General features: G+C 60.7%; 24 protein-coding genes. 11 read left to right on the forward strand and 13 right to left on the reverse strand.

Features of this window, described 5'->3' with window-relative positions; all coding sequences use genetic code 11:
* Positions 1-42 precede the first annotated feature (42 nt).
* Positions 43-1,050 carry an RNA polymerase sigma factor RpoS gene (gene rpoS, locus ACWPW0_RS05675; RefSeq protein WP_454254693.1) on the forward strand — a complete coding sequence of 336 codons (1,008 nt, stop codon included), beginning with the start codon at positions 43-45 and terminating at the stop codon, positions 1,048-1,050.
* Positions 1,051-1,491: 441 nt separating this feature from the next.
* On the opposite strand, the gene fdxA is transcribed toward rpoS, so the two are convergent.
* Complete coding sequence (gene fdxA / locus ACWPW0_RS05680; protein WP_447589805.1) at positions 1,492-1,815, reverse strand: ferredoxin FdxA; 324 nt, start codon at positions 1,813-1,815, stop codon at positions 1,492-1,494.
* A gap of 138 nt (positions 1,816-1,953) precedes the next feature.
* Positions 1,954-4,521, reverse strand: coding sequence for a DNA mismatch repair protein MutS (gene mutS, locus ACWPW0_RS05685; protein WP_454254694.1), 2,568 nt, complete (start codon positions 4,519-4,521; stop codon positions 1,954-1,956).
* 78 nt (positions 4,522-4,599) lie between these two features.
* Here mutS and ACWPW0_RS05690 point away from each other — a divergent pair, with 78 nt between their 5' ends.
* The 3 genes from ACWPW0_RS05690 to recX all read left to right on the forward strand — a co-directional run bounded on the left by ACWPW0_RS05690 (position 4,600) and on the right by recX (position 6,715).
* Entirely contained in the window at positions 4,600-5,094 is a 495-nt protein-coding gene (locus tag ACWPW0_RS05690) for a CinA family protein (RefSeq protein ID WP_447589808.1), read from the forward strand.
* A 91-nt stretch (positions 5,095-5,185) separates the two neighbouring features.
* Positions 5,186-6,235: a recombinase RecA gene (gene recA, locus ACWPW0_RS05695; protein WP_447589810.1), complete on the forward strand. Its 1,050-nt coding sequence runs from the start codon at positions 5,186-5,188 to the stop codon at positions 6,233-6,235.
* A gap of 18 nt (positions 6,236-6,253) precedes the next feature.
* Positions 6,254-6,715, forward strand: a complete 462-nt coding sequence (recX, locus tag ACWPW0_RS05700) for a recombination regulator RecX (protein ID WP_454254695.1) — start codon at positions 6,254-6,256, stop codon at positions 6,713-6,715.
* A 61-nt stretch (positions 6,716-6,776) separates the two neighbouring features.
* On the opposite strand, the gene ACWPW0_RS05705 is transcribed toward recX, so the two are convergent.
* Both ACWPW0_RS05705 and ACWPW0_RS05710 read right to left on the reverse strand, forming a co-directional pair.
* Complete coding sequence (locus ACWPW0_RS05705) at positions 6,777-7,856, reverse strand: LOG family protein (RefSeq protein WP_454254696.1); 1,080 nt, start codon at positions 7,854-7,856, stop codon at positions 6,777-6,779.
* A gap of 181 nt (positions 7,857-8,037) precedes the next feature.
* Positions 8,038-8,436 (reverse strand): quorum-sensing-regulated virulence factor family protein, encoded by a 399-nt coding sequence (locus tag ACWPW0_RS05710; protein WP_454254697.1) that lies wholly within the window; start codon positions 8,434-8,436, stop codon positions 8,038-8,040.
* A gap of 117 nt (positions 8,437-8,553) precedes the next feature.
* Between ACWPW0_RS05710 and ACWPW0_RS05715 the strand changes: the two genes are divergently transcribed.
* Complete coding sequence (locus ACWPW0_RS05715) at positions 8,554-9,267, forward strand: tRNA-uridine aminocarboxypropyltransferase (RefSeq protein WP_447589818.1); 714 nt, start codon at positions 8,554-8,556, stop codon at positions 9,265-9,267.
* A gap of 19 nt (positions 9,268-9,286) precedes the next feature.
* Here the strand turns inward: ACWPW0_RS05715 and ACWPW0_RS05720 are convergent, their stop codons facing one another.
* On the reverse strand, positions 9,287-10,180 hold the full coding sequence (locus ACWPW0_RS05720; protein WP_447589820.1) for a DMT family transporter: 894 nt from the start codon (positions 10,178-10,180) through the stop codon (positions 9,287-9,289).
* A gap of 151 nt (positions 10,181-10,331) precedes the next feature.
* Between ACWPW0_RS05720 and erdR the strand changes: the two genes are divergently transcribed.
* Positions 10,332-10,979 (forward strand): response regulator transcription factor ErdR, encoded by a 648-nt coding sequence (gene erdR / locus ACWPW0_RS05725; RefSeq protein ID WP_447589822.1) that lies wholly within the window; start codon positions 10,332-10,334, stop codon positions 10,977-10,979.
* Between the two features lie 66 nt (positions 10,980-11,045).
* Positions 11,046-11,411, forward strand: a complete 366-nt coding sequence (locus ACWPW0_RS05730) for a diacylglycerol kinase (RefSeq protein WP_447589824.1) — start codon at positions 11,046-11,048, stop codon at positions 11,409-11,411.
* 185 nt (positions 11,412-11,596) lie between these two features.
* Here the strand turns inward: ACWPW0_RS05730 and ACWPW0_RS05735 are convergent, their stop codons facing one another.
* The 7 genes from ACWPW0_RS05735 to ACWPW0_RS05765 all read right to left on the reverse strand — a co-directional run bounded on the left by ACWPW0_RS05735 (position 11,597) and on the right by ACWPW0_RS05765 (position 19,440).
* Positions 11,597-12,928: a DUF58 domain-containing protein gene (locus tag ACWPW0_RS05735; protein ID WP_454254698.1), complete on the reverse strand. Its 1,332-nt coding sequence runs from the start codon at positions 12,926-12,928 to the stop codon at positions 11,597-11,599.
* A 37-nt stretch (positions 12,929-12,965) separates the two neighbouring features.
* Positions 12,966-14,057: an AAA family ATPase gene (locus tag ACWPW0_RS05740; protein ID WP_447589828.1), complete on the reverse strand. Its 1,092-nt coding sequence runs from the start codon at positions 14,055-14,057 to the stop codon at positions 12,966-12,968.
* Entirely contained in the window at positions 14,054-15,304 is a 1,251-nt protein-coding gene (locus ACWPW0_RS05745; RefSeq protein WP_454254699.1) for a DUF4350 domain-containing protein, read from the reverse strand. Before ACWPW0_RS05745 ends, ACWPW0_RS05740 begins: the two co-directional genes overlap by 4 nt.
* On the reverse strand, positions 15,301-16,890 hold the full coding sequence (locus tag ACWPW0_RS05750) for a DUF4129 domain-containing protein (RefSeq protein WP_447589831.1): 1,590 nt from the start codon (positions 16,888-16,890) through the stop codon (positions 15,301-15,303). Before ACWPW0_RS05750 ends, ACWPW0_RS05745 begins: the two co-directional genes overlap by 4 nt.
* Positions 16,877-17,857: a stage II sporulation protein M gene (locus tag ACWPW0_RS05755; protein WP_454254700.1), complete on the reverse strand. Its 981-nt coding sequence runs from the start codon at positions 17,855-17,857 to the stop codon at positions 16,877-16,879. Before ACWPW0_RS05755 ends, ACWPW0_RS05750 begins: the two co-directional genes overlap by 14 nt.
* Positions 17,854-18,564, reverse strand: coding sequence for an RDD family protein (locus ACWPW0_RS05760; protein WP_454254701.1), 711 nt, complete (start codon positions 18,562-18,564; stop codon positions 17,854-17,856). The genes ACWPW0_RS05755 and ACWPW0_RS05760 overlap by 4 nt, the downstream gene beginning before the upstream one ends.
* Before the next feature lie 111 nt (positions 18,565-18,675).
* The gene (locus tag ACWPW0_RS05765; protein ID WP_454254702.1) at positions 18,676-19,440 is read right to left on the reverse strand and encodes a hypothetical protein; all 765 of its coding nucleotides are present in this window, start codon (positions 19,438-19,440) and stop codon (positions 18,676-18,678) included.
* Positions 19,441-19,671: 231 nt separating this feature from the next.
* Between ACWPW0_RS05765 and sbcB the strand changes: the two genes are divergently transcribed.
* Complete coding sequence (gene sbcB / locus ACWPW0_RS05770; RefSeq protein WP_454254703.1) at positions 19,672-21,105, forward strand: exodeoxyribonuclease I; 1,434 nt, start codon at positions 19,672-19,674, stop codon at positions 21,103-21,105.
* 67 nt (positions 21,106-21,172) lie between these two features.
* Here sbcB and mvaT read toward each other — a convergent pair whose 3' ends face one another.
* A complete protein-coding gene (gene mvaT / locus ACWPW0_RS05775; protein ID WP_447589841.1) occupies positions 21,173-21,547 on the reverse strand; it encodes a histone-like nucleoid-structuring protein MvaT in 375 nt (124 codons plus the stop codon).
* A 325-nt stretch (positions 21,548-21,872) separates the two neighbouring features.
* Between mvaT and purU the strand changes: the two genes are divergently transcribed.
* The 3 genes from purU to ACWPW0_RS05790 all read left to right on the forward strand — a co-directional run bounded on the left by purU (position 21,873) and on the right by ACWPW0_RS05790 (position 24,929).
* Entirely contained in the window at positions 21,873-22,724 is an 852-nt protein-coding gene (purU, locus tag ACWPW0_RS05780) for a formyltetrahydrofolate deformylase (protein WP_447589843.1), read from the forward strand.
* A gap of 221 nt (positions 22,725-22,945) precedes the next feature.
* Positions 22,946-23,131 carry a hypothetical protein gene (locus ACWPW0_RS05785; RefSeq protein ID WP_454254704.1) on the forward strand — a complete coding sequence of 62 codons (186 nt, stop codon included), beginning with the start codon at positions 22,946-22,948 and terminating at the stop codon, positions 23,129-23,131.
* A gap of 316 nt (positions 23,132-23,447) precedes the next feature.
* Entirely contained in the window at positions 23,448-24,929 is a 1,482-nt protein-coding gene (locus tag ACWPW0_RS05790) for a helicase HerA-like domain-containing protein (protein WP_454254705.1), read from the forward strand.
* Positions 24,930-24,978: the final 49 nt, after the last annotated feature.

Genomic DNA, 24,978 nt, shown 5'->3' on the forward strand with positions numbered 1-24,978 from the left:
TCGCCAGAGCTTGTTGTCGAACTCAAGTAAAGGACAACAACAATGGCATTCACTAAAGAAGCGCCGGAGTTTGACGTCGATGATGACGTGCTTCTCATGGAGCCCGGCATCGTCCTGGAAGATGGGCTCAGTGAGGATACCGAGCCACAGCGCTCCAGCGCCAAATCCAGACAGTCGACCACCGCATTAAAGCAACACAAGTACATCGACTACACCCGGGCGCTAGACGCCACTCAGCTCTACCTCAACGAAATCGGCTTCTCGCCATTACTCACCCCTCAGGAAGAAGTGCACTTTGCGCGTCTGGCGCAGAAGGGCGATCCTGCGGGCCGCAAACGGATGATCGAAAGCAACTTGCGTCTGGTGGTGAAGATCGCCCGGCGCTATGTGAATCGGGGGCTTTCCCTCCTGGATTTGATCGAGGAAGGTAATCTCGGGCTGATTAGGGCCGTGGAAAAGTTCGACCCGGAGCGCGGGTTCCGCTTCTCGACCTACGCCACCTGGTGGATCCGTCAAACCATCGAACGGGCGATCATGAATCAGACCCGTACGATCCGGTTGCCCATTCATGTGGTCAAGGAACTCAACGTCTATCTCCGGGCTGCGCGGGAATTGACGCAGAAGCTTGATCACGAACCGTCAGCCGAAGAAATCGCCAATCTGCTGGAGAAACCGGTGGGGGAGGTCAAGCGCATGCTGGGCCTCAACGAGCGGGTGACGTCGGTCGATGTTTCTCTCGGGCCTGACTCTGATAAGACCCTGCTCGACACCCTCACGGATGAAAAGCCCACCGATCCTTGCGAGTTGCTGCAGGACGATGACCTTTCCCAGAGCATCGATCAGTGGTTGTCGGAGTTGACCGAAAAACAACGCGAGGTGGTCGTGCGCCGCTTTGGTTTGCGAGGACATGAAAGTTGTACGCTGGAAGAAGTCGGCCAGGAAATTGGCCTGACCCGAGAGAGGGTGCGCCAGATTCAGGTCGAAGCGCTCAAGCGTCTCCGGGAAATATTAGAAAAGAATGGTTTATCGAGTGATGCCTTGTTCCAATGATTGCGTAAGTGAAGAAAACCCGGCCATGGCCGGGTTTTTTTCTGGGCGCCATGTAAGTGATTGCTTACACGGCATGTAGGCGATTTCAGGAAAAGCCTGCATTCCATCGTCTAGGTTGCGGCTTGTATTATCTTAAGTATTTGATTTTTATGATTTTTAAAATTATTGGAGATCGCTGACAGCTCTTTTCATCCGTTCTCGACAAGTTGTTTAAGGCTGTCGAATAGCTACTATGAAGCTGTGCCAAGGGATAGGCGCAGGCTGTCACGGACGATAGTCAGGACCACTGCAGGATGCAGTTCATCAGGATGATGAGTAGGAAAGAGAGGGAGTAGGGAAAAAAGAGTGGGCGGCTAATAACCGCCCCTTTTTTTTGCCCGTGAAAAAGTACCGCATAGCAAAAGGCCCGCAGTGAGCGGGCCTTTTTATGTGGCGCTTGTATCAGCGCTCAAGGTGCTGCAGCTTGTCCTTCACACCATCCCATTCTTCGGCGTCAGGCAGGGCATCCTTGCGCTCGGTAATGTTCGGCCAGACGTCTGCCAGCTCGGTGTTGAGCGCAATGAACTCCTGCATATCGTCCGGGACTTCGTCTTCGGAGAAGATGGCCTGGGCCGGGCATTCTGGCTCGCACAGGGCGCAGTCGATGCACTCGTCCGGGTGAATCACCAGAAAGTTCGGGCCTTCGTAAAAGCAGTCCACCGGACAAACTTCCACGCAGTCGGTGTATTTGCACTTGATGCAGTTGTCGGTGACGACGAAAGTCATGTTCTGATTCTCTCCTCAGACAGCGGCCGTGCCCATTCTAAGAGGTTCTGCGGCGCGGAAAGTGACAGTCTCGGCTCAGGCTAGGATACCGGACAATCTTAAAAGCGCGCGGATTCTACCAGCTTGCGAGGCGTGCTGTCAGATTCGTGTCTTCCATGCATATAACAGCTCTAGCGCGGCACGTGGCGTCAGGTTGTCCGGATCGAGCTTACCCAGTTCTTCCAGTACCGGATGCGGCAAGCTGGCAAACAGATCGTTCTGCATGGGCGCTGGCGGCTGGCCCGGCGAGCTGCGTGGCGCCTCATGGGGCATGCTGGTGGTTTCCAGGCGCGCCAGATGTTCCCGTGCACGGGCGATGACCGGTGCCGGCACCCCGGCCAACTGGGCTACCGCGAGACCATAGCTCTGGCTCGCCGGGCCAGGCAGCACGTGGTGCAGGAAGACGATGCGTTCGTTGTGCTCGGTAGCACTGAGGTGCACGTTGGCGACCACCGGCTCGCTTTCAGGGAGGACGGTCAGTTCGAAATAGTGGGTGGCGAACAAGGTCCAGGCGCGCAGGTTGGCCAACTGCTCGGCAGCCGACCAGGCCAGCGACAGGCCGTCGAAGGTGCTAGTACCGCGTCCGACTTCATCCATCAGCACCAGGCTGCGGTCGCTGGCGTTGTGCAGGATGTTCGCGGTCTCGCTCATTTCCACCATGAAGGTCGAGCGTCCTCCCGCGAGGTCGTCGCTGGAGCCGATCCGCGTGAAGATACGATCGACCAGAGACAGCTCGCAGCTCGCAGCGGGGACGAAGCTACCTATATGCGCGAGCAGAACGATCAGCGCGGTTTGCCGCATGTAGGTCGATTTACCACCCATGTTCGGACCGGTAATGACCAGCATGCGTGTGGCATCGTCGAGGCGCAGGTCGTTGGCGACGAACGGGGTGGTGAGGACTTGCTCGACCACCGGGTGGCGTCCCTGGTCGATGGTCAGGCAGGGCGTTTCGACGAAACGTGGGCGATTGAAGTCGAGCGTCAGGGCACGCTCTGCCAGGTTGCTCAGTACATCCAGCTCGGCCAGAGCGGCGGCGGTGTCCTGCAGGGGCGCCAGATGACCGATCAGTTGCTCGAGCAACTCGTCATACAGCAGCTTCTCTCGGGCCAGGGCACGGCTCTTGGCGGAGAGCGCCTTGTCTTCGAAGGTTTTCAACTCGGGCGTGATAAAGCGCTCCGCACCCTTCAGCGTCTGACGGCGGATGTAGTCGGCGGGTGCCTGCTCGGCCTGTTTGCTCGGCAGTTCAATGAAGTAGCCGTGCACACGGTTGTAGCCGACTTTGAGGTTGGCCAGGCCGGTGCGGGCTTTTTCCCGGGTTTCCAGATCCATCAGATACTGACCGGCGTTCTCGCTCAGCGATTGCAGCTCGTCCAGTTCGGCGTCGTAGCCTGTCTTCAACACGCCACCATCGCGGATTACCGCGGGCGGGTTGTCGATGATGGCGCGCTGCAGCAGCTCCGCGAGTTCCGGATAGGTGCGAATGCTCAGTGCCAGGTCTTTCAGGTGAGCGACTTCCAACTGGGCCATGCCGTTTTGCAACTCGGGCAGGGCGGTCAGGGCGTCACGCAGTCGAGCCAGGTCGCGCGGGCGGGCATTGCGCAGGCCGATGCGCGCCAGAATGCGTTCGACATCGCCGATTTCCTTGAGCTGTGGTTGGATCAGCTCGAAGCGGTAATGATCGAGCAGGCAGGTGATGGAGTCCTGGCGACCTTCCAGCACGTCGCGATCACGCAGCGGGCGATTCAGCCAGCGGGTCAGCAGGCGGCTGCCCATGGCGGTCTGGCAGCGGTCGACCACCGACTGCAGGGTGTTGTCGCGCCCGCCGGCGAGGTTGACGTCCAGCTCCAGGTTGCGGCGGCTGGCGCCGTCGAGGATGACGGTGTCATCGAGTCGCTCATGGCGCAGGCTGCGCAAGTGCGGCAGGGCGGTGCGCTGGGTTTCCTTGGCGTAAGCCAGCAGGCAGCCGGCGGCGCCGATGGCCAGGGTCAGGTTTTCACAGCCAAAGCCTTTCAGGTCCTGGGTAGCGAATTGTTGGCACAGGCTCTTGCGGGCAGTGTCGCGCTCGAAATCCCACGGCGCCCGGCGACGTGTGCCGCGACGTTTCTCCACCGGCAGGCCTTGTGGCCAGTCATCGGGAATCAGTAGTTCAGCCGGGCTCAAACGTTCCAACTCGGCCAGCAGGTTTTCCCAACCCTTGAGTTCCTGCACGGTGAAGCGGCCGCTGGTGATGTCCAGAGTGGCGAGGCCGAACAGGCGCTCATCGCCCAGTACGGCGGCGAGCAGGTTGTCGCGGCGCTCGTCGAGCAGGGCCTCATCGCTGATGGTACCCGGCGTGATGATGCGCACCACCTGGCGTTCGACCGGCCCCTTGCTGGTGGCCGGGTCGCCGATCTGTTCGCAGATCACCACCGATTCGCCCAGCTTGACCAACTTGGCCAGGTAGCCTTCGGCGGAGTGGTGCGGAATGCCGCACATCGGAATGGCCTGCCCGGCGGACTGGCCACGGGCCGTCAGGGTGATATCGAGAAGCGCCGCTGCTTTTTTCGCGTCCTCGTAGAAGATCTCGTAGAAGTCGCCCATGCGATAGAACATCAGCTGGTCCGGATGCTGATTCTTCAGTTTCCAATACTGCTGCATCATCGGGGTGTGGGCGGAAAGATCACTCATCGTTCTGGCTGTCCGGGTTAAATCGCAAAAGCGCGTAGTGTACGGTATCCCTTTGGCCCGCTTCACCCCGGAGAACATATGGATTCCCTTACTGCCCTGGCCGCACGGCTGGGTGAACAACTGCTGCCCCTTGGTGCTCATGTCTGCACGGCTGAATCCTGCACGGGGGGCGGTATCGCCGAGGCCGTCACCCGGGTCCCGGGCAGCTCTGCCTGGTTCGAGGCAGGCTATGTCACCTACTCCAATGCGCAGAAGACGAAACAACTGGGGGTGCCTTCCGAGCTATTCATCACGGTCGGCGCGGTCAGTCGGGAGGTGGTGGAAGCGATGGTCCGTGGCGCCCAGGCTCTCAGTGATGCACGCTTTGCCGTAGCGGTGAGCGGTGTGGCAGGCCCTGGAGGGGGCTCGCCAGAGAAGCCGGTCGGTACGGTGTGGCTGGCCTGGGGCGACGGCCAGCGGCTGGTCAGCCTGCGCAAACAGTTCTCTGGTGATCGCGATCAGGTGCGGCGCAGTACCGTCGAGTGCGCCTTGCAGGGGCTGCTCCGACTGGCGGCAGGAGAAAATCCGCAATAGGGGTAGGCGGGCGACTTGCCTTGTGAAATACTACTGTCTACTTATACAGTTGTTGGTGGGCGCTAGGCCCTCTTGATACGTGAGGATGGAAATGGACGACAACAAGAAGCGTGCTTTGGCGGCGGCTCTGGGCCAGATCGAGAAGCAGTTCGGCAAAGGCGCTGTCATGCGCATGGGCGATCAGGATCGCCAAGCCATTCCGGCCATTTCCACCGGCTCGCTGGGCCTCGACATCGCGCTGGGTATTGGTGGTCTGCCAAAAGGCCGGATCGTCGAGATCTACGGGCCGGAGTCCTCGGGTAAAACCACACTGACTCTTTCCGTGATCGCTGAAGCGCAGAAGTTGGGTGCGACCTGTGCCTTCGTCGATGCCGAGCATGCGCTGGACCCTGACTACGCCGGCAAGCTGGGCGTGAATGTCGACGACCTGCTGGTATCGCAGCCAGATACCGGTGAACAGGCGCTGGAAATCACCGACATGCTGGTCCGTTCCAACGCGGTCGACGTCATTATCGTCGACTCCGTGGCGGCCCTGGTGCCCAAGGCCGAGATCGAAGGCGAAATGGGCGACATGCACGTCGGCCTACAAGCCCGTCTAATGAGCCAGGCTCTGCGCAAGATTACCGGCAACATCAAGAATGCCAACTGCCTGGTGATCTTCATCAACCAGATCCGTATGAAGATCGGCGTGATGTTCGGTAGCCCGGAAACCACCACGGGTGGTAACGCCCTGAAATTCTATGCTTCCGTCCGACTGGATATCCGTCGTACAGGTGCCGTGAAGGAAGGCGACGAAGTGGTCGGCAGCGAAACCCGGGTCAAGGTCGTCAAGAACAAGGTTGCTCCACCATTCCGCCAGGCTGAGTTCCAGATTCTCTACGGCAAGGGTATCTACCGCACTGGCGAGGTCATCGACCTGGGCGTCCAGTTGGGGTTGTTGGAGAAGTCCGGTGCCTGGTACAGCTACCAGGGCAACAAGATCGGTCAGGGCAAGGCCAACTCGGCCAAGTACCTGGAGGATAACCCGGAAGTGGGCAGCGCCATCGAGAAGATCATTCGCGAGAAGCTGCTGGTTCCCGTGACACCTGCTCGCGCCGGGGCAACCGCCGAGGCCGACGATCTGGCCGACCTTGACGCCTGATCCATAGGTTAGTGTCCGGTGCCTGTCATTCTCGATACACCCGCTGCTGTACGCCGTGCTGCGATGGACTTGCTGGCACGCCGTGAGCACGGTCGTGTCGAACTGACGCGCAAGCTGCGCAAGCGCGGCGCACCGGTTGAGTTGATTGACGCTGCGCTTGACCGTTTGACCGAGGATGGCCTGCTTTCCGAGGCGCGTTACCTGCACAGCTTTGTCAGCAGTCGGGCACGCTCTGGTTATGGGCCACTACGGATTCGTGAAGAACTGAGCCAGCGCGGCCTGGCCCGTGCGGATATCGAGCAGGCGCTGAGCGAGGCAAATGTCGATTGGAATGCCCAGTTGCGTGAGCTGTGGCAGCGCAGGTTCGGTAGCCAGCCTGCCGATATGAAAGAGCGGGCTCAGCAGGGGCGTTTTCTCAGTTATCGAGGATTTGCCCTGGACCAGATTGGCCGCCTGCTACGTGGTGCCGATCTCGATTGAATTCCCCTTTGCCCGGAGCTGAGTCTCCGGGCTTCTTTTATCGGCAGCGAATAGCTGTGGCTCAGGCGTTCGGTGTCCAGTTCTGCGGCAGGTTGATGTAGTCCACCAGCTCGCGCAAGCGGCCGTGATCGCGGGCATTGAAGGCAAAGGCCAGGCGTGTCAGTTCATTGAACTCAGGCTCGTCGTTTTCCACATCGCTGCCAGGCTGCTGCTGGTAGCCCCCATTCAGGCACAGGTCGCTGAATTCACTGTCCAGGGTTTTCATCGCAGCATCATTCAACGGATGGTTCATGCGGATGAGGAAGGTGCCCTTGAGCCAGCGTGTTGAGTGGAAGTTGCGATAGAAACGGGCGATTTCCTGCCCGGCCTCTTCGGCACTGTGTACCAGTCGGACCAGTTGCATGTCGCTGGGCAGAATGTAGCGACGCTCGAGCAGTTGCTCACGAATGTAGCGAAGGGCTTCTTCCCAGTACTGGCTACCGGGCTCATCGAGCAGAACGATGGGTACCAGCGGGCTCTTGCCTGTTTGCACCAGGGTTAGCACTTCCAGCGCTTCATCCAGCGTACCGAAGCCGCCAGGGCAGAGCACCAGAGCATCGGCTTCCTTGACGAAGAACAGCTTGCGCAGAAAGAAGAAGTGGAAGGACAGCAGGTTGTCGCTGTCATGCATGGTGGCGTTGGCGCTCTGCTCGAAAGGCAGGGTGATGTTGAAGCCTAGGCTATTGTCGCGTCCTGCGCCTTCATGCGCTGCGGCCATGATGCCGCCGCCAGCCCCGGTGATGACCATCAGGCCAAGATTGGCCAGGGTCTGCCCCAGTTCGCGTGCCAGCAAATAGGTGGGGTTGTCCGGAAGAGTACGCGCCGAGCCGAATACCGTCACTTTGCGGCGACGTTTGAACTGTTCGAGGACGCTGAAGGCATGTTCCATTTCACGCAGGGTCTGCAGCATGATCTTGGCATCCCAGCGGTTACGGTCTGCCTGGGCCATGCGTATGACGGTGGTGAGCATTTCCTGGTACAGGGCACGATTCGGGCTGGCGGGAGGAACCGCGAGTGCAGTGATCTCCGTCAATTTGCCGGTCAGGTCGATAGCACTGGTTTGCACATGCCGAGACAGGTAGTCGTCCGGTTCATAAGGCATGGATACATCTCCTTTTTCCAGGGCGGCTGGTTGTGCCATGAAGCCGTGCGCCCGTTCAAAGTATGGACGGGGCGTGACACTTTGAGGGGCTCATCGAGCCTTGAGGTAACAGCGGAGGAGTCTGGTGAGCGGCAACCGCTGGCTGTTGAGCGGCCCTGCGCTCCTTGCCAGCTGTTGGTGGTCAGAGACCGCAGTCGGCTTTGCTGAACTTCTCGGTGGTTACCGAGCGATTGCTCTTGTATTCCGTGAACTCGTAACTCAGGACGGCACCTTGCGCGAGCAGTTTGCGGTAGCCGGTGTTGTTGCACACGCTATTTCCCAGCTGTGCCCGTACGGCATCGGGATTGCCACGCATCTGCGCGGCATGGGCCGGGCGTACGCTGAGGTGATTGATCAGTTCGTTGCCATTGACCGTGTAGCCTTGGTCAAGCAGGTCTTCGTTGATGGCGCGCGGTGTCCCGACACTGCTCTCACGCGCGACCTTTTCCAGTGTTTGGGTCAGCTCATAGTCTTTCAGGGAGGCTGCATGGGCTGCTGGGAGGATCAGGCTGAGTACGAGCAGGGTGACGAGGCGGGGCATGGATAATCTCCTGGAAAAGGCTGAATCCTTCGACCGGCCGACAGAGGGCGGGTTCAGTTGACTGGCATCTTACTCTAGACTTCCGGCCCTCTTTATTCCTTGCCATGAAGATCGCCAATGAGTCATGCCGTTTCCCGTTTGCGCGCTGAACGCCTGGCTCGCAGTCTGAAGCCCTTTGTTGCGCGTGGCTCGCGGGCTCCCCGCTGTCCGCAGTGCCGGGTGCTGTTCAGCCATTGCCTGTGTGCCTGGCAACCGCGTGTCGACGCGCGTTCGGGCATGTGCCTGGTGATGTATGACGTGGAGGCGCTGAAGCCGAGCAATACGGGTTGGCTGATCGCCGACCTGATTGCCGATACCCATGCCTTTGGCTGGCAGCGTACGGCGGTCGACAGCAAACTGATCGAGCTGCTGCAGGACCCGCAATGGCAGCCATGCGTGGTGTTCCCCGGCGAATATGTGGCGCCCGAGCGGGTAATCACCGAGCTGCCGCAGGCGTCCGGGAAGCGGCCGTTGTTCATCCTGCTCGACGCGACCTGGAGCGAGGCACGCAAGATGTTTCGCAAGAGCCCGTATCTCGATCAGTTGCCGGTACTCAGCCTGCAGCCGGAGCAGTTGTCACGTTACCGTTTGCGTCGTTCCAAGCGTGATGAGCACCTGTGCACCGCGGAAGTCGCGGCATTGTGTCTTGAACTGGCCGGTGACCAGCGGGCGGCACAGGCCCTGGATGCCTGGCTGGATCTGTTCAGTGAGCGTTACCTGGGGGCCAAGCATCACTGGCCGGTGGATGAGAGCAGCCCCACCCACCAGGCGCTCAAGCCCTTTCTTGGATAGGACCCGTTCCCTCGGCCATTCAGGCCGGGCGTTCGGCCTTCTTCGGCCATAGCTGGGCGAGCAACATGCCGGAGAACATCAGGGCACAGCCGATATAGCCTTTCAGTGCCAGGGCTTCGCTAAGGAAGATGGCGCCGGCAATGGCGGCGAATACCGCCTCCAGTGACAGGATGATGGCCGCGTGCGAGGCAATGGCATGCTTCTGGGCAATGACCTGCAGGGTGAAGCCAACGGCGACCCCCAGAAGGCCGCCATACAACAGTGCCGGCCCCGCAGTCACAATGGCCGCCAGCTCGATCTTCTCCAGGGCGATGGCCAGTGCCAGGCTGACTACCGCGCAGACGGCGAACTGCAACAGTGCCAGGCGCAGCGGATCGTGGCGGCTGGCGAAGAAGCTGACCAACAACACGTGCGCGCCCCAGACGAATGCCCCCGCCAGTTGCAGCCAGTCCCCGGAGGCGACATGGAAACCTTCACCCACACTGAGCAGGACCATGCCCACGACGGCTAGACCCGCACCAAGCCAGATACCCAGGCCGGTCTTGTGGCCAAGGAACAGGCCGAGCAGTGGAACCACGATCACATAGAGGCCGGTGATGAAGCCTGAATTGGTCACGCTGGTGAAGAGCAGGCCGACCTGTTGCAGGTTGATACCCAGTGCCAGGGCCAGACCCATGACCGTGCCGCCGAGCAGCAAGCCGCGGTTGATCGGTTGGGGGGCCTTGCCTCCTGCACGGCGGCTCAACAGGACGACCAGCGGGAGGAGTACCACGGTCGCCAGTGCGAAACGCAGGCCGGTATAAAGAAAGGGGCCGATGGCATCCATGCCGAGACGTTGCGCAACAAAGGACGAACCCCAGATCATGGCGGTCAGGAGCATCAACAGGTCGGCGCGCAGGGCTTGGCGGTGCATGATCATTCTCGGCAGGAAAGCCGGCGACTTTGCCCGAAAGCAGGAAACTTGACCACCCCGGCCAGGCTGGGCATGCTTGGCGCCGCTTCCCAGGCGCGCCGAGTCCGATCTAGGCCGTCTGCTCCGGCCCACAACAAGAACAGGGAACGCTATGGCCGCTTACGAAATCCTCATCGCTGACGATCACCCGCTGTTTCGCAGCGCCATGCACCAGGCCCTGAATCTGGGGCTGGGGCCGGATGTACGCCTGGTCGAGGCGGCCAGCATTGCCGAACTCGAAGCGCGTCTGGGGGAAAAGGGCGACTGGGACCTGGTGCTGCTCGACCTGAACATGCCGGGCGCCTATGGCTTTTCCGGCCTGGTGCTGTTGCGCGGGCAATACCCTCAGGTGCCGGTGGTCATGGTCTCGGCTCAGGAAGAGGCAGCAGTGGTGGCACGTTCGCGTGAGTTCGGCGCCAGTGGCTTTATCCCCAAGTCCAGCTCTCTGGAAACCATTCAGCAGGCTGTGCGCCAAGTGCTCGACGGTGATGTCTGGTGGCCGCCGCAAACCTCAGAGGTGGTCAGCGTATCGGCAGAGGCCAAGGCGGCGAGCGCCGGGTTGGCCAGCCTGACGCCCCAGCAGTTCCGCGTGCTGACCATGGTCTGCGAAGGGCTGCTGAACAAGCAGATCGCCTATGAACTGAGTGTTTCCGAGGCCACCATCAAGGCTCACGTGACCGCGATCTTCCGCAAACTGGGCGTGCGTACGCGGACTCAGGCAGCGCTGCTGCTGCAGCAGATGGAATCGATTCCAGGCTAGTCCTTCACAGCTTTTTGACGGTGCCGCAGGCATGCTGGTGCCCTTTCATCTTCGGGTAGTCATCGCATGTCACCATTCAAGGGCCAGACCGGCCTGAAACGTATCTTCAATGCCGCTGGCTATTCGCTGGACGGCCTGCGCGCGGCATTCGCCGGCGAGGCGGCATTCCGTCAGCTTGTTCTGCTCAATGTGGTGTTGATACCGCTGGCGTTCTGGCTGGACGTGAGCCCGGTGGAGCGGGCGCTGATGATTGCCGTCGGGTTGTTGTCGTTGATCGTCGAGCTGTTCAATTCGGCGGTGGAGGCGGCGATCGACCGTATCTCCCTGGACCGCCACCCGTTGTCGAAGAACGCCAAGGACATGGGCAGTGCGGCCCAGTTCGTTTCCCTGAGCCTGATTGCCCTGGTCTGGGCTGTCATCCTGATTGGCTAAGAGCCTGCTTACGATCTCCTGACTGTCGGCCATGCCGCGTTAAAAATGCCCTGGAGCGCCCGCCCGGTCGGAATGCTGTAAATCCGAATGTGGACCCCGTTCGCTCCTCAGCCATTTTTGCCTTGCCTGGCCTTAATTCAGCAGATCGTGAACAGGCTCCAAGATCAGGCAGTCTGCGCTGAACGCTACAGCACGCCGGCCTTTTTCCAGGCCAGATAGCGACTGACCAACTCCGGGCCGAGTTCGCCCGGCCGTGCATCGAGTACCGGGATGCCATGGGCCAGCAGGCGCTCGTGCAGGCCGGCTCGGGCATTCAGGTAGCCAACGGTGCCGCAATAGGCCAGGGCCTGTTCGTAATTGTCGACAGGGGCCTGGCGCAGTTGGTCGAGCACTTCCTCGCGCAGGCTGGCGATCAATACCCGGTGCTGGCGGCTCAGGCGTTTGACGGCCCCGAGCAGTTCCTCATCGTCTTCATCACGCAGGTTGGTTACCAGTACCACCAGGGCACGGCGGCGCTGGCGCGCGAGCAGGCCATTGATGGCAGCGGCGTAGTCGGCGGGACGGCGGGTGCTATCCAGGGCATACACCGCGTTGAGCAAGGTACTGATCTGGGCCTGGCCCTTGACCGGGGCGACATACTGATCACGGTTGCCGGCAAAGGTCGATAGGCCCACGGCATCGCCCTGGCGCAGGGCGACGTAACTGAGCAGCAGGCAGGCATTGAGGGCGTGATCGAAGTGCGACAGGTCGCCATCCTGGCTACGCATGCGTCGACCGCAATCGAGCAGGAAGACGATCTGCTGGTCACGTTCGTCCTGATACTCACGGGCGATGGGGGTGCGCTTGCGGGCGGTGGCTTTCCAGTCGATCTGGCGTAGCGTGTCGCCCTCACGAAACTCGCGCAGCTGGTGGAATTCCAGGCCAAGGCCACGGCGTGGGCGTTGGCGTACGCCCATCTGGCTGAGCCAGTCGTCCACGGCCATCAACTGGGCACCATACAGGCGGGCGAAGTCTGGGTAGACGCGGGTTTCGCCGGGAAGGTCGACATACCGGCGCCCCTGCCACAGACGTAGCGGGCTGGGCAGGTTGACTTCACAGCGGCTGAAGTGGAAATGACCACGCAGCAGCGGGCGCACGCGGTAGCCGCACTGGGTTTGCTCCCCGGGGCGCAGCTCGACGTGCTGCGGCAGGTAGTCGAAATCCATGCGCTCGGGCACATGGTCGAACAGCTCGACCTGCATGGCATGGTTGTAGTCATGGTGCAGGGTCAGGCGGACCTCGCTCCAGCGCCCCAGAGGCAGGTTGCCAGGCAGTTCGCGCTCCACGCGTGGCGATGGCAGGCGGCGCAACCACAGGGCATCGATTGCGGCCAGCAAGAGCACGGCCAGCAGCAGGCTCCAACCCAGCACGGGCAGGGTTGCCGGCAGGCTGATCCGCAGCAGCGGCAAGGTGCCAAACACAATGGCGAGCACCAGCAGAGTGCCGAGCAGGGCGAGCAGGATGCGCGAGGGTTTCATGCCGGATGCAGGCCTCGTATGGGGGCGGAAGCCGGCATCACAGGCGCGGCGCCGGAACCTGATCGAGCAGTTGCTGGAGCACCTGATCGACCGACAGCCCTTCGATATCCAGCTCTGGCGACAGGCGTACGCGATGGCGCAGCACTGCCAGCGCGCAGCCCTTGATGTCGTCCGGCACGACGAAGTCGCCGCCACGCAGCAGGCCACGGGCGCGCCCGCCGCGCACCAGGGCAATGGATGCACGGGGGCCTGCACCGATGGCTAGGCCAGGCCAGGTGCGTGTGGCACGGGCCAGGCGCACGGCATAGTCGAGAACCTGTTCGTCGATGGGCAGGTCGCTGGCGATCTTCTGCAGGGCCAGCACGTCCTTGGCCTGCAGCAGCGTGCGCAGGGGCGCCACGTCGAGCATGTCGGCCTTGGCGGAGCGGGTCACCTGGCGTACCAGGTTGAGTTCCTCGTCGGCTTGTGGGTAATCCATGCGCAGCTTGAGCATGAAGCGGTCGAGCTCGGCTTCCGGCAGTGGGTAGGTGCCTTCCTGCTCGATCGGGTTCTGCGTGGCAAGCACCATGAATGGCAAGGGCACGGCGAGGGGACGGCCTTCCAGTGTTACCTGGCGCTCCTGCATCACTTCCAGCAGTGCGGCCTGGGTCTTGGCGGGGGCGCGGTTGATTTCGTCGGCCAGCAACAGGTTGGTGAACACCGGGCCTTTGCGCAGCTTGAACTGCTCGCTCTGCATGTCGTACACGGCATGGCCGGTGACGTCGCTGGGCATCAGGTCCGGAGTGAACTGGATGCGCGAGAACTCGCCACCGAAGCAGCGTGCCAATGCGCGTACCAGCAGGGTCTTGCCCAGGCCGGGTACACCTTCGATCAGCACGTGGCCACCGGCGATCAGCGCGGTCAGTACATCGTCGACTACCGCCTGTTGGCCTATCAGTGCCTTTTGCAGCTCGCTGCGCAGGGCCTGCAGCATCTGGCTGGCCCGCTGGCGCTGGCTGCTCGCCGGAGGCGTTGCTGCCACTGGCGCAGGAGCCGGGGATTCAGTGGGCGTGACGGCAGCCGTGGGGCTGGCTGGCACCTCGGGGGTATCCGTCGAAGGAATTTGCGGGTCCGGCGTGTATTCGCTCATAGGGCATTCCTGAGGGTTTGCAGGTTGGCGACCTGACGGGTGAAGTCGGCAGCGGACAGGCGTTGCGCAGGGATGGGGCGCATGGCCTGGCTGATGGCGCTGGAAGGTAAACGGGTCAGGCGGCTGAGTACGCGCCATTGCTCGGCAATGGCGAGGCGCTCGAAACCTGGGTGACGGTGCCGGGCACGACGCTGAATGTCACGTTGCAGGTTCTGCAGCAGATGCTGCTGGCCTACACGGCGCAAGAGGAAGTCAGCGCTGCCGCGCAGGTGTTCTTCCAACTGACGGCGGGCATGGCTGGGGCGTGCCAGCAGAGAGCCGTGGCGCAGACCGACATGCCACAGGCCGAGAATGATCAGCAACGCCAGGGTTGCCAGCGCAAGCGGGTAGTTTTCCAGGAGCTGACTGAACAGGTTGTCTCGATCAGTGCTGTAGATCAGGGTCACGGCGCTGTCCTGGCTGAGGTACCAGAGCAGCCAGGCGTTGTCGTAGTTGCCGATGTCGTCGTTCTGCCAGATCCAGGCATCGGTGAGCACCGTCACCAGGCCATCGCCATGGTAGAGCTGCATCATGTGCGTGGCATTGGCGCTATTGGCCCAGGCATGGGCACGGTTCTTGGCGTCGTAGAGGTGGTAGTCGGTGTCGAAGTCGACGTAAGCCGGCGCTTCTTCGTTCTCCAGGTAGAGCTTGGTCAGTTCCGGATACGGCTCGGTTTCTTCTTCAACATCCTGTTCTTTGTCCTTGGTCGATGGCTGTTCGAGCGGTGTATCGTGCTCGTCATCCTGTTCGAGTGTTTCTTCTTCTGCCTCACTGTCCGTGGCGTCCAGCTCGTCGCTGAGGGATTGCTGGATGCCCAGCGTATCGAGAAGCAGGTCATCGCTTTTGCCACGCTCCTCGTCCCAGAGGCTTTCCGCCACGATCAGCAGGTGGCCACCCTTGGCTGTCCAGTCCAGCACGCGTTTGGCCTGGGGAGGCGTCATGTCGGCACGGCCACCGAGCAGCATCAGGGTCTGGCCGGCGGGCGGCAGCTCACGCAGCACCGAGAGGCCGTCGGCCCGTTGCACGCTGATGCCCTGCTTGCGCAGAAACAGTTCGGCAGCCAGATAGGGGTTGGCCGCCACTTCCGGTGCCGGCCCATGCTTGATGGTCTTCTCGTAGGGCTGCAGCTTGCCCGCCAGATGGCTGCCCAGCAGCGTCAGGCCGACCAGCAGGGCACCGCCGATGAGCAGCAGGCTGATGCGCTTCATGCGGCCACTCTCTGGCCGAACAAGCGTCGCCAGCCTTCACACAAGCCGCGCTTGAGGTTGTCCGGGGGCAGGCGATGGCCGTAGGCGAGGTTTTGCCAGTGGCGTGTCAATACCGCGCTGAAGCGGCTCAGTTCTTCCTGGTCGAGGCGCTGCACCAGTTGCAGCACTTCGCCTTCGGTGTGCGAGCCTTTCAGGGGCAGGCGGAAATCATGCAGCAACCGGCTGAGTAGGGCGCGATAGAGCAAGCCCAGGGCTTCGCGTGGTTGCTCGGCCCACAGCCGCTCAACCGTGCTGGCAACATCCTCTGGCAGGCTTTCCGGCGCCACTTCCAGGCCGAACAACTGGCTGGGCATGGTCCGTACGATACGGCGCTGCGGCAAGCCGAGGCGGCTGGCGAAGGTCTGCAGCCATTCGCGGTAGCGCCACACCAGCAGGACGATCAGGCTGATCACCAGCGTCCACAAGATGACTTCGAAGACCTGGGCGACCAGGCTGAGGTGCTTGAAGTAGTCGATCAGTTTCTCAAGCAGCTTGCCGGCACCTTCACTCTTCTCGTCCTTAGGCGTGGGCTCTTCCTTCTTCTTGGGCTCGTCGGCGAAGCGCCAGCGTGTCACGGTTTCGCGGTTCTCGAAGGGTGGTTCATCAAGCAGTTGGCCGATGCTGGCTTGCGCGGCAGTACTGTTCAGCGGCTGCTTGAGCAGACGTTCGGCTTCCGGGCCGTTGGGGTCCTGGACCGGTACTGGGCAACTGCTGGTCGCCGCGTCGGCGGCCCAGGTCTTGTCGCTCGGGATAAGGGTGAACAGGGCGCATGCCAGCAGCAGGGCATAGGCGCTGCCGGTCAGGCGCTGGCGCAGACGACGGAACACCAGTTCGATGTCCCAGGCTTCCAGTGCAGTGCGGCGATTGAGGTAGAGGGTAAAGCCGCAGGCGACATAGATCGGCTCCCAGAACACCAGAACCAGGGCATAGAGCAGGTTGGACAGGTGTTCCATCCACAGCCAGTCGCCCTGGCTAGACTGCAGCAGGCTTTGCCAGTTCCAGTCGACCTCGATCTGTTGCGGCAGCATGAGGTAAAACAGCCCCAGCAGGCCGAACCAGAATATGCCTTCCAGGTGAATGCCGAGCAGGGTCAGCCAGGTAGCGCCGCTGCTGTTGCTCTGGCCCAACACCACCAGGCGCTTGCTGCGCGCGTCGCCCTGCAGGCCTTCGAGCTGAAGTACGGGCAGATCGAAACTGCGTGTCGGGCTGAAGCGCCGCCAGGTCAGGCTGGCGAACAGTTGGGGCTTGAGCAATCCCGGCAAGGCCTTGAATGCCTGCTTGAACGTGGGCACATCGCCAAACAGCGCACGGGAGAGGATGTACAGTGGCAAGCGTTCCCAGGCAGGCTTCAACCACCAGAACAGCAGGGCGGCCAGGGTTGGATAGCGCCATAGCAGCAGGGTGATCAGGGCGAAGACCGGTAACGTCAGGGCCGCCCAACTGGCCATCAGCAGGCCGGCATGACGTTGCGCGAGCAGCACACCAAGGTCGACTGCCTCCCAGGCGCTGCGCGGGCGGATGGCGACGCTGGCGTCAGTCAGGCGCATGGCGATGGCGTCCGGCAAAAACGAAATAGGCGATGACCAGCGTCCATAATCCGGCACCCACCAGGTATTTGACGGTGGGCGTGGTGTAGGTCATGGATGACCAGAAGGCTTCGATGAAGGCGGCGATGACCAGAAACAGGATGACCCCGGCAACCAGTTGAATGGCGTGCCTGGCGGCCTGGCGCAAGGCCTCGCTGCGGCGCAGGCGACCCGGTGCAAGCAGGGCCCAGCCCAGCTTGAGCCCGGCGGCACCGGCAAAGGCGATGGCCGTCAGCTCAAAGGCGCCATGACCAATGACGAATGACCAGAAAGTCTCGTTGTAGCCAATGCGCGTGAGGTGACCGGCGACTGCGCCGATCATCAGGCCGTTGAACAGCAGGAAGAACAGACTGCCGAGGCCGAACAGTAGGCCGCTGGCGAAGGTCTGAAAACCTATGCCGATGTTGTTCATGATGTAGAAGCCGAACATCATCCAGTCATCGCCGGCGTCGCGTTCGTTGAAACGGCCGATGCGACGGGCATCCGGGTCATACATGTGTTCCATGTTGCTGACCTGCGACGGGTCGAGCAGGCTGTAGATGAGATCCGGGAAGCGCCAGGTGAGCAGGCCCATGACGATTAGGCTGCCGAAGAACACCAGGCTGGCAATCGATACCACCCGCCATTCCCGACGAATCAGTTGGGGAAACCCCGTGAGAATGAAGCTGATCATCTGCGCGCCAAGATGGCTGCGGTGACGGTAGAACTGCTGATGACCGCGCATGGCCAACTGCTGTAGCTGGTCGATCAGGTGGCTGCTGTAGCCGCGCTCTTCGGCAAGTGCCAGGTGTTGGCACAGATGACGGTAGTCGGCTGCGAAGCTTTCGCAGGAGGCGGCTTCGGCCTTGCCGCGTTCCAGTGCTTCCAATTGTGTGGTGAAGCGTTGCCAGTCGGCAGCATGGCGTTGTTCGAACAGGTGCTGCTTCATGCGGACCCCATCAGGCCGCGCGCGATGCCATTGAGGCGGGCTTCGGCTTGTTCAGGCGGGACCTCCAGCGGGGCGGCCAGGATACTTGCCAGCTCGGTACGCCGGGCGGCGGACAGGCCGCCTTGTCGTTCGACGAAACCGAGCAGGGCGCGTTGTTCATCGAGCTCAAGGCGGAAGGGTGCGCGCTCGGCATCGCCCTCCGGAATCGCCGGGCGCTTGCTGCTTTCGTCGCGGTATACCACCAGCGTTCCGGCGGCCAGATCGCCGAGGCGTTTGAATGCGGGGTTGCTCAGGCAACTGACTAGGCCCAGGCAGTAGCCGACGGGTAGCAGGTCGACGAAACGCAGCAGGTTGCGTGTCAATGAGGCGCCCCAGCCGACCGGGGTGCCATCGTCATGTACGACGCGAAGCCCAAGTGCCTGTTTGCCTGGCGAGCGGCCCTGGTTGAGCACTTCGAACAGGACCATGTACCACCAGTCGATGAGGAAATACAGGATGCTCGCCAGGCCGATGCCGAACTGGCCGAGAATCGCCAGGACGATGAAAGCCACCAGCAGGATGGCCCCACGGATCAGCAGGTCGATGAGGAACGCCAGAATGCGCGGCAGCACGCCGGCTGGGCGCAGGACCAGGTCGATGCCTTCCGGGGTTTCCACGTGATGACGGGTATCCAGCAGCCGTTGTCCGGCGCGGGGAAGGTCATGCATGGCAGATAGTGGACTGGAGTGCATCGCTCAACTGCATCGAGGAAAGCCTGATGCTAGTCAGCAGCAGGGCAGAAATGCAATCGGGCCGCGGTGCGGCCCGAAGGCAAAAGGTCAGTTGGCGACTGGCAATACGCCGAAAATGGTCCGGTACAGCACGCCGATGGCAATGATGAACAGCGGCAGTGTCCAGATCAGGCCGATGCCCAGCGGAATGATACTGACCGCGAGAATCAGGCCCAGGACCAGGAACAGGAAGAAGACCTTGAACCAGTGTTGGGTAATGGCCTTGCGCGAAGTTTCCAGCGCTTCCCAGGGGGACAGACCGCGCTCCACGACCAGCGGAATGGCCAGCATATAGGCCACGCTCAGGTAGATACCAGGGAGGACGAACAGCAGTAGACCGACATAGACCAGCACCATCATCAGCAGGCCGGTAATCAGCAGCGGGACGAAGCGGCCAAAGTGGTTGAATACCTCGTTGAATGTCACCGGCTGATCAGCAGCCCGGCGAATACCCACCATATTCAGGCCAGCCAGGAACGGGTAGGTCGCTGCCGAACCGGCTACGGAAACGAGTATCTGGCTGACGAACATGCTCAGCATGCCGCCGTCGGTGCCTATACCGAGCAGACCCAGGAGCAGGCCGAGAATGCCGGTGACCATGAACATGATCACGTAGAAAATGAGGAAGCCACCAATGATGATTCCTTTGGTCCCCTTGACGCGCTGCCAGGCATCGTCGATCACCCCGCCCAGAGTGAAGTCATAACCACGGTTGAGGGCTTCCGCGATGCTCGGGGCCTGCTGGTTGCTGACCACTTCCTGCAGATTGCTGTTGGGGGCGGCGTAGGGATTGGGGGTGATGGATTCACTCATGGGTGACAGTCCTTGTGGCGAGGCGAATGGCCGAACGCGCCATGCTATCGGCTGAGCGCTGCAGGCGGCAAGCACGGGCGAGGGGCAGGAGTGAGCCAGGTCATGCTTTGGTTCACTTCACGCAGTGGGATGACCTGGGTTGACGTCTTGGGAGCGAATGCTTGCGTGTGTCGGGGCAGTGTGTTTTTCCAGCCTGCTAAACTGCGGCAGCCTTCATTTCAGGACTGCGCCGTGAGCCCAAGCATTTTCTGGTACGACTACGAAACCACTGGCATCAATCCACGCTGCGATCGGCCGCTGCAGGTTGCCGGTATTCGCACCGATGAGCAGCTCAACGAGATTGGCGAGCCACTGAACATCTATTGTCAACTGAGCGATGACATCCTGCCGCATCCGGCTGCCTGCCGGATTACCGGTATTACACCGCAGATACTTGCCGAAAAAGGCCTGTGTGAAGCCGAGTTCATGACGCGAGTGCATGCAGAGCTGTCGCAACCGGGAACCTGCGGTGCGGGCTACAACAGCCTGCGCTTCGATGACGAGGTTACTCGCTACAGCCTCTACCGTAATTTCTTTGACCCGTATGCCCGGGAGTGGCAAGGGGGGAATAGCCGTTGGGATCTTATCGATCTGGTGCGCACCGCTTATGCGTTGCGTCCCGAAGGTATCGAATGGCCACGTGACGAAGAAGGGCGAGTCTCCCTCAAGTTGGAGCGTCTGACGGCAGCCAATGGGATCGAGCATGGGCAGGCACACGATGCGCTGTCCGATGTGCGTGCCACCATTGCATTGGCGCGACTGGTGCGTGATCGACAGCCCAAGCTATATGAGTACCTCTTCCAGTTGCGTAGCAAGCACAAGGTGATGGATCAGATTCGGCTGCTGCAGCCGCTGGTGCATGTATCCGGGCGATTCGCTGGCAGCCGCCATTATCTGGCTCAGGTATTGCCCCTGGCCTGGCACCCGCGTAATCGCAATGCGTTGATCGTTTGTGACTTGCACGCTGATCCTGAGCCGCTATTGCAGTTGGATGCGGTTGCGTTGCGTGAGCGACTTTACCGGCGTCGCGAGCAACTGGCAGAAGGGGAGTTGCCAGTGCCGCTCAAGTTGCTGCACATCAATCGCTGCCCGGTATTGGCGCCACTTTCGGTCTTGCGTGTTCAGGATATTGAACGTTTGCAGTTGAATATGGACGAGGCGCGTGACCGTGCCGAGTTGTTGCGCGAAACCAGGTCGGCCTGGCAAGACAAGTTGGCTGCGCTATACGGTGAGGATGATTTCGATGAGCAGGCAGACCCTGAACAGCAACTTTATGCCGGCTTTATTGGTGATCGGGATAGGCGTTTATGTGAGCAGGTGAGGCAGTCGAGTCCCGCCGAGTTGGCGCGGGGAAACTGGATGTTCGCCGATGAACGCTTGCCGGAATTGCTCTTTCGCTACCGTGCTCGCAATTTCGCTGAATCATTGCAACCTGAAGAGCAGGCGCGCTGGCATGCATTCTGTCAGGAGCGCTTGAGTAATGCAGGGCTGGGGGCACCTAATACGGTGCAGGCTTTCGAGCAGGCACTGGAGGCCGAGTTGGCGCAGGCCGATGCAGCGGGGCGCGGTGTTTTACAGGCTTGGCAGGAGTATGTTGCTCGGGCGCGGGCTACCTATTCGTTGTAACGCCATAAGATCAAATACAAGACAATAAAAAGCCGGCGAGTGCCGGCTTTTATTTTACTGCCACCGATTAACCGAGCAGGGTCGCCCAGCTCTCAACGGTGTCAGCGCCCCATTTGGCTTTCCACTCTTTCAGCGTTTTGTGGTTGCCGCCTTTGGTTTCAATCACTTCACCGGTGTTCGGGTTCTTGTATTGCTTGACCTTGCGCGCGCGCTTGCTACCGGTAGTTGCCTTGGTAGTACGAACGGTTTTGGATTTGGCTTCAGGGTCAAGCAGGGCAATGATGTCACGCAGGGACTTCTGGTATTCGCCCATCAGGGTGCGCAGTTTGCCTTCGAATTCCAGTTCTTTTTTCAGCTTGTCATCTTGCGACAGATTTTTCAGGCGCTCTTGAAGTTCTTTGATGGCTTCTTCTGTAGCGCGGTATTCGTTGATCAGGGACATGAGCTATACCTTGATGAATAGATGGATGTGTGGGCAAGTGTTGGTAATAGTAGTCAGGCACTTGGCACAAGTAAACATGTTTGAAAAGTTTTGTCGGCATTATCTGTAAATGTATTTAGTGTGGAAAACACAATTCATCTATTCGCAATACTGTGCGGGTTAAATGGCCTCCCCTGTGCGGGTCACGGCTATATCCTTATAAAAAGAGCAACTTCTCACTTCAAGGTGCATGCGCTCCCCTCGCGCTGTTCGAGCGCTTTAGTGCTGAACTTTTCCCGCTCTCTGGCTAGAATGGCCGCCCTGCGAAGTTTCCGGAGTTTTCAGCATGCGCACTTTTCGTCTGGTCATCGCCTGCCCGGACCGCGTTGGCATCGTTGCCAAAGTCAGTAATTTCCTCGCCACCTACAACGGTTGGATCACCGAAGCCAGTCATCACTCGGACAACCACAGTGGCTGGTTCTTCATGCGCCATGAGATTCGCGCGGATTCCCTGCCTTTCGATCTGGATGGGTTCCGTCAGGCATTCGGCCCCATCGCCCGTGAGTTCTCCATGGAATGGCGAGTGACCGACTCGGAGCAGAAGAAGCGTGTGGTGCTGATGGCCAGTCGTGAATCGCACTGCCTGGCCGATCTGCTGCACCGTTGGCACAGCGGTGAACTGGATTGCGAGATCCCTTGCGTGATTTCCAACCACAACGACCTGCGTAGCATGGTCGAGTGGCATGGCATTGCTTTCCATCATGTTCCGGTCGATCCGCAGGACAAGGCCCCGGCCTTTGCCGAAGTGGCGCGTCTGGTCAGTGAACATGAGGCCGATGCGGTGGTGCTGGCGCGTTACATGCAAATCCTGCCCCCGCAGTTGTGTGAAGACTTCATGGGCCGGGTAATCAATATCCACCATAGCTTCCTGCCGTCCTTCGTGGGCGCCAAGCCTTATCACCAAGCCTCCTTGCGTGGTGTGAAGCTGATTGGGGCAACCTGTCACTATGTGACGCAGGAACTCGATGCCGGCCCGATCATCGAACAGGATGTAGTACGCGTCAGTCACCGCGACAGCATCGAGACGATGGTGCGTCTGGGCAAGGACGTGGAGAAGATGGTGTTGGCTCGTGGTCTGCGCTTCCACCTGGAAGACCGGGTGCTGATCCACGATAACAAGACGGTGGTATTCGACTGATCTGCGCGCTCCTGCGGCGCTAGGTTCTGTACGAAAAGTCGGCGAGCGAAGGTCAGGCAAGGCAAACACAGGCGAAGAAGCAGCGTTTACGTGCTGTAAATGAGCATGACGCCCTTTGGACCGCACTGAAGGGCGTTAGCCGCAGCGGCTTGCTGAGCCTGTTTTAACGCCATATCACCGAGCGTAGGCACTTCTCGTGCAGAACCTTAGTGAGGTAACCCATGACTGATCCACGTCGACCAGGCACGGCCACTCCACCTGCTACGGTGGGTGAAGGTTGTGTTCAGCGCTACGACCCGGAAGCGCTGACGGATGAGGATGGTACCGAGTTTCCGGGAGCTGCCGAGCTCTGGGAACGCGTACAGCAGGATGAGGTCAAGGCTCCGGAGAAACCTCCGCGTAAGTAAGGATTACGCCGAGGCGCTTTATGAGGCCGTTACTGTCGTTTGGTGGTGCGCATGGCGCGCCCTGTGTAATGCACTCGTTCCTGCATTTGCTTTATTGGGCTCTTAACAGTACTTGCTGGCAGCGAAGTGCTTGCTGGTGGGCAAGATCATGCCTTGTCAGTCCTGTAGCCGAATTTCCGCTATCAGCCTGAATCAGGCTCTTGAGTTTGAGATTCCCGACTAGGGTCACTTGCGCCTTGGCGATTCTGGCAGCAGTCTTGGTCAGCAGAGCTGGGCTGTGGCTCTGCAATCAGGGCTTAGACAGAAGGAAGGCAAGATGCCGGCAACTGATACGTTCATTCTCGGGGCTGACTCGCAGGCTCAGCCCATCGCCCAGGCATTGCGCCTGACCAATCGCCATGGACTGATTGCGGGCGCCACGGGGACTGGCAAGACTGTGACCTTGCAGCATCTGGCCGAGTTGTTCAGCGATGCGGGCGTGGCGGTTTTTGCCGCCGACGTGAAGGGGGATCTGTGTGGCCTGGGCGCCGTCGGTAATCCGCAGGGCAAGGTGGCCGAACGCATCGCCGGCATGCCCTGGCTGAATCATCATCCGCAGGCATACCCGGTCACGCTGTGGGACATTGCCGGCAAGAGTGGGCATCCCCTGCGTACCACGCTCAGTGAAATGGGGCCGCTGCTGCTGGGCAACCTGCTGGCACTGACCGATAGCCAGCAGGCCGCGCAGTATGCCGCCTTCCAGGTGGCAGATCGAGAAGGCCTGCTGCTGCTCGACATGAAGGATCTCAAGGCGCTGCTCAATCACCTCAAGGATCACCCGGAGCTGTTGGGTGAGGATCGCGCATTGTTCGCCGGCGCATCTGCCCAGGCCCTGTTGCGACGTCTGGCCACCCTGGAGCAGCAGGGCGCCGAGGAGCTGTTTGGCGAGCCCGCCCTGCAGTTGGAGGACATCCTGCGTCCGAATGCCGATGGCCGCGGACGTATTCACCTGCTCGACGCCAGTCGCCTGGTGCATGAGTCGCCCAAGGTGTATGCGACCTTCCTGCTCTGGCTGTTGGCCGAGTTGTTCGAGCAGCTACCTGAGCGTGGCGATGCGGACAAACCGGTGCTGGCACTGTTCTTCGATGAGGCTCATCTGCTGTTTGCCGATACGCCGAAAGCCTTGCAGGCACGTCTGGAGCAGGTGGTGCGGTTGATCCGTTCGAAAGGCGTCGGGGTGTATTTTGTGACCCAGTCACCGAGCGATTTGCCAGATGACGTATTGGCCCAGTTGGGCTTGCGTATTCAACACGGTCTGCGTGCTTTCACTACCAAGGAACAGAAGGCTCTGCGTGCCGTGGCCAATGGTTTCCGTCCCAATCCGGCATTCGATTGCCTGTCGGTGCTTACCGAGCTGGGAATCGGCGAGGCCCTGGTCGGCACCCTGGAGGAGAAGGGCACGCCAGCGATGGTGCAGCGAGTAGCGATCGCCCCGCCGCAATCACGCATCGGCCCGCTGAATGATGCCGAGCGCGCCGAGCTGATACGCACGTCGCCTCAAGCTGGCCGGTATGACAAGCCCATAGACCGGGAGTCGGCCTACGAGATTCTCATGGAACGGGCATCCGCAACGCCCGCCACCGTGCCGGCCCCGCCCAAGGGTAAGGCAGTCAAGCCTGAGCCGGGATTGGGTGATGCTGCTGGTGCGGTGATTGGCAATCTTGCCAACCAGGCAATGAAGACCTTCGTGCGTCAGGCGACCAACCAGATCGTGCGCGGGCTGCTAGGGTCGCTACTGGGTGGTAGCAAGCGCCGCTAGTGCGTGAGTTGAAATAAAAAAGGCGCCGTGAGGCGCCTTTTTCTTGAGC

The organism is Pseudomonas sp. Marseille-Q8238, from assembly GCF_965111915.1.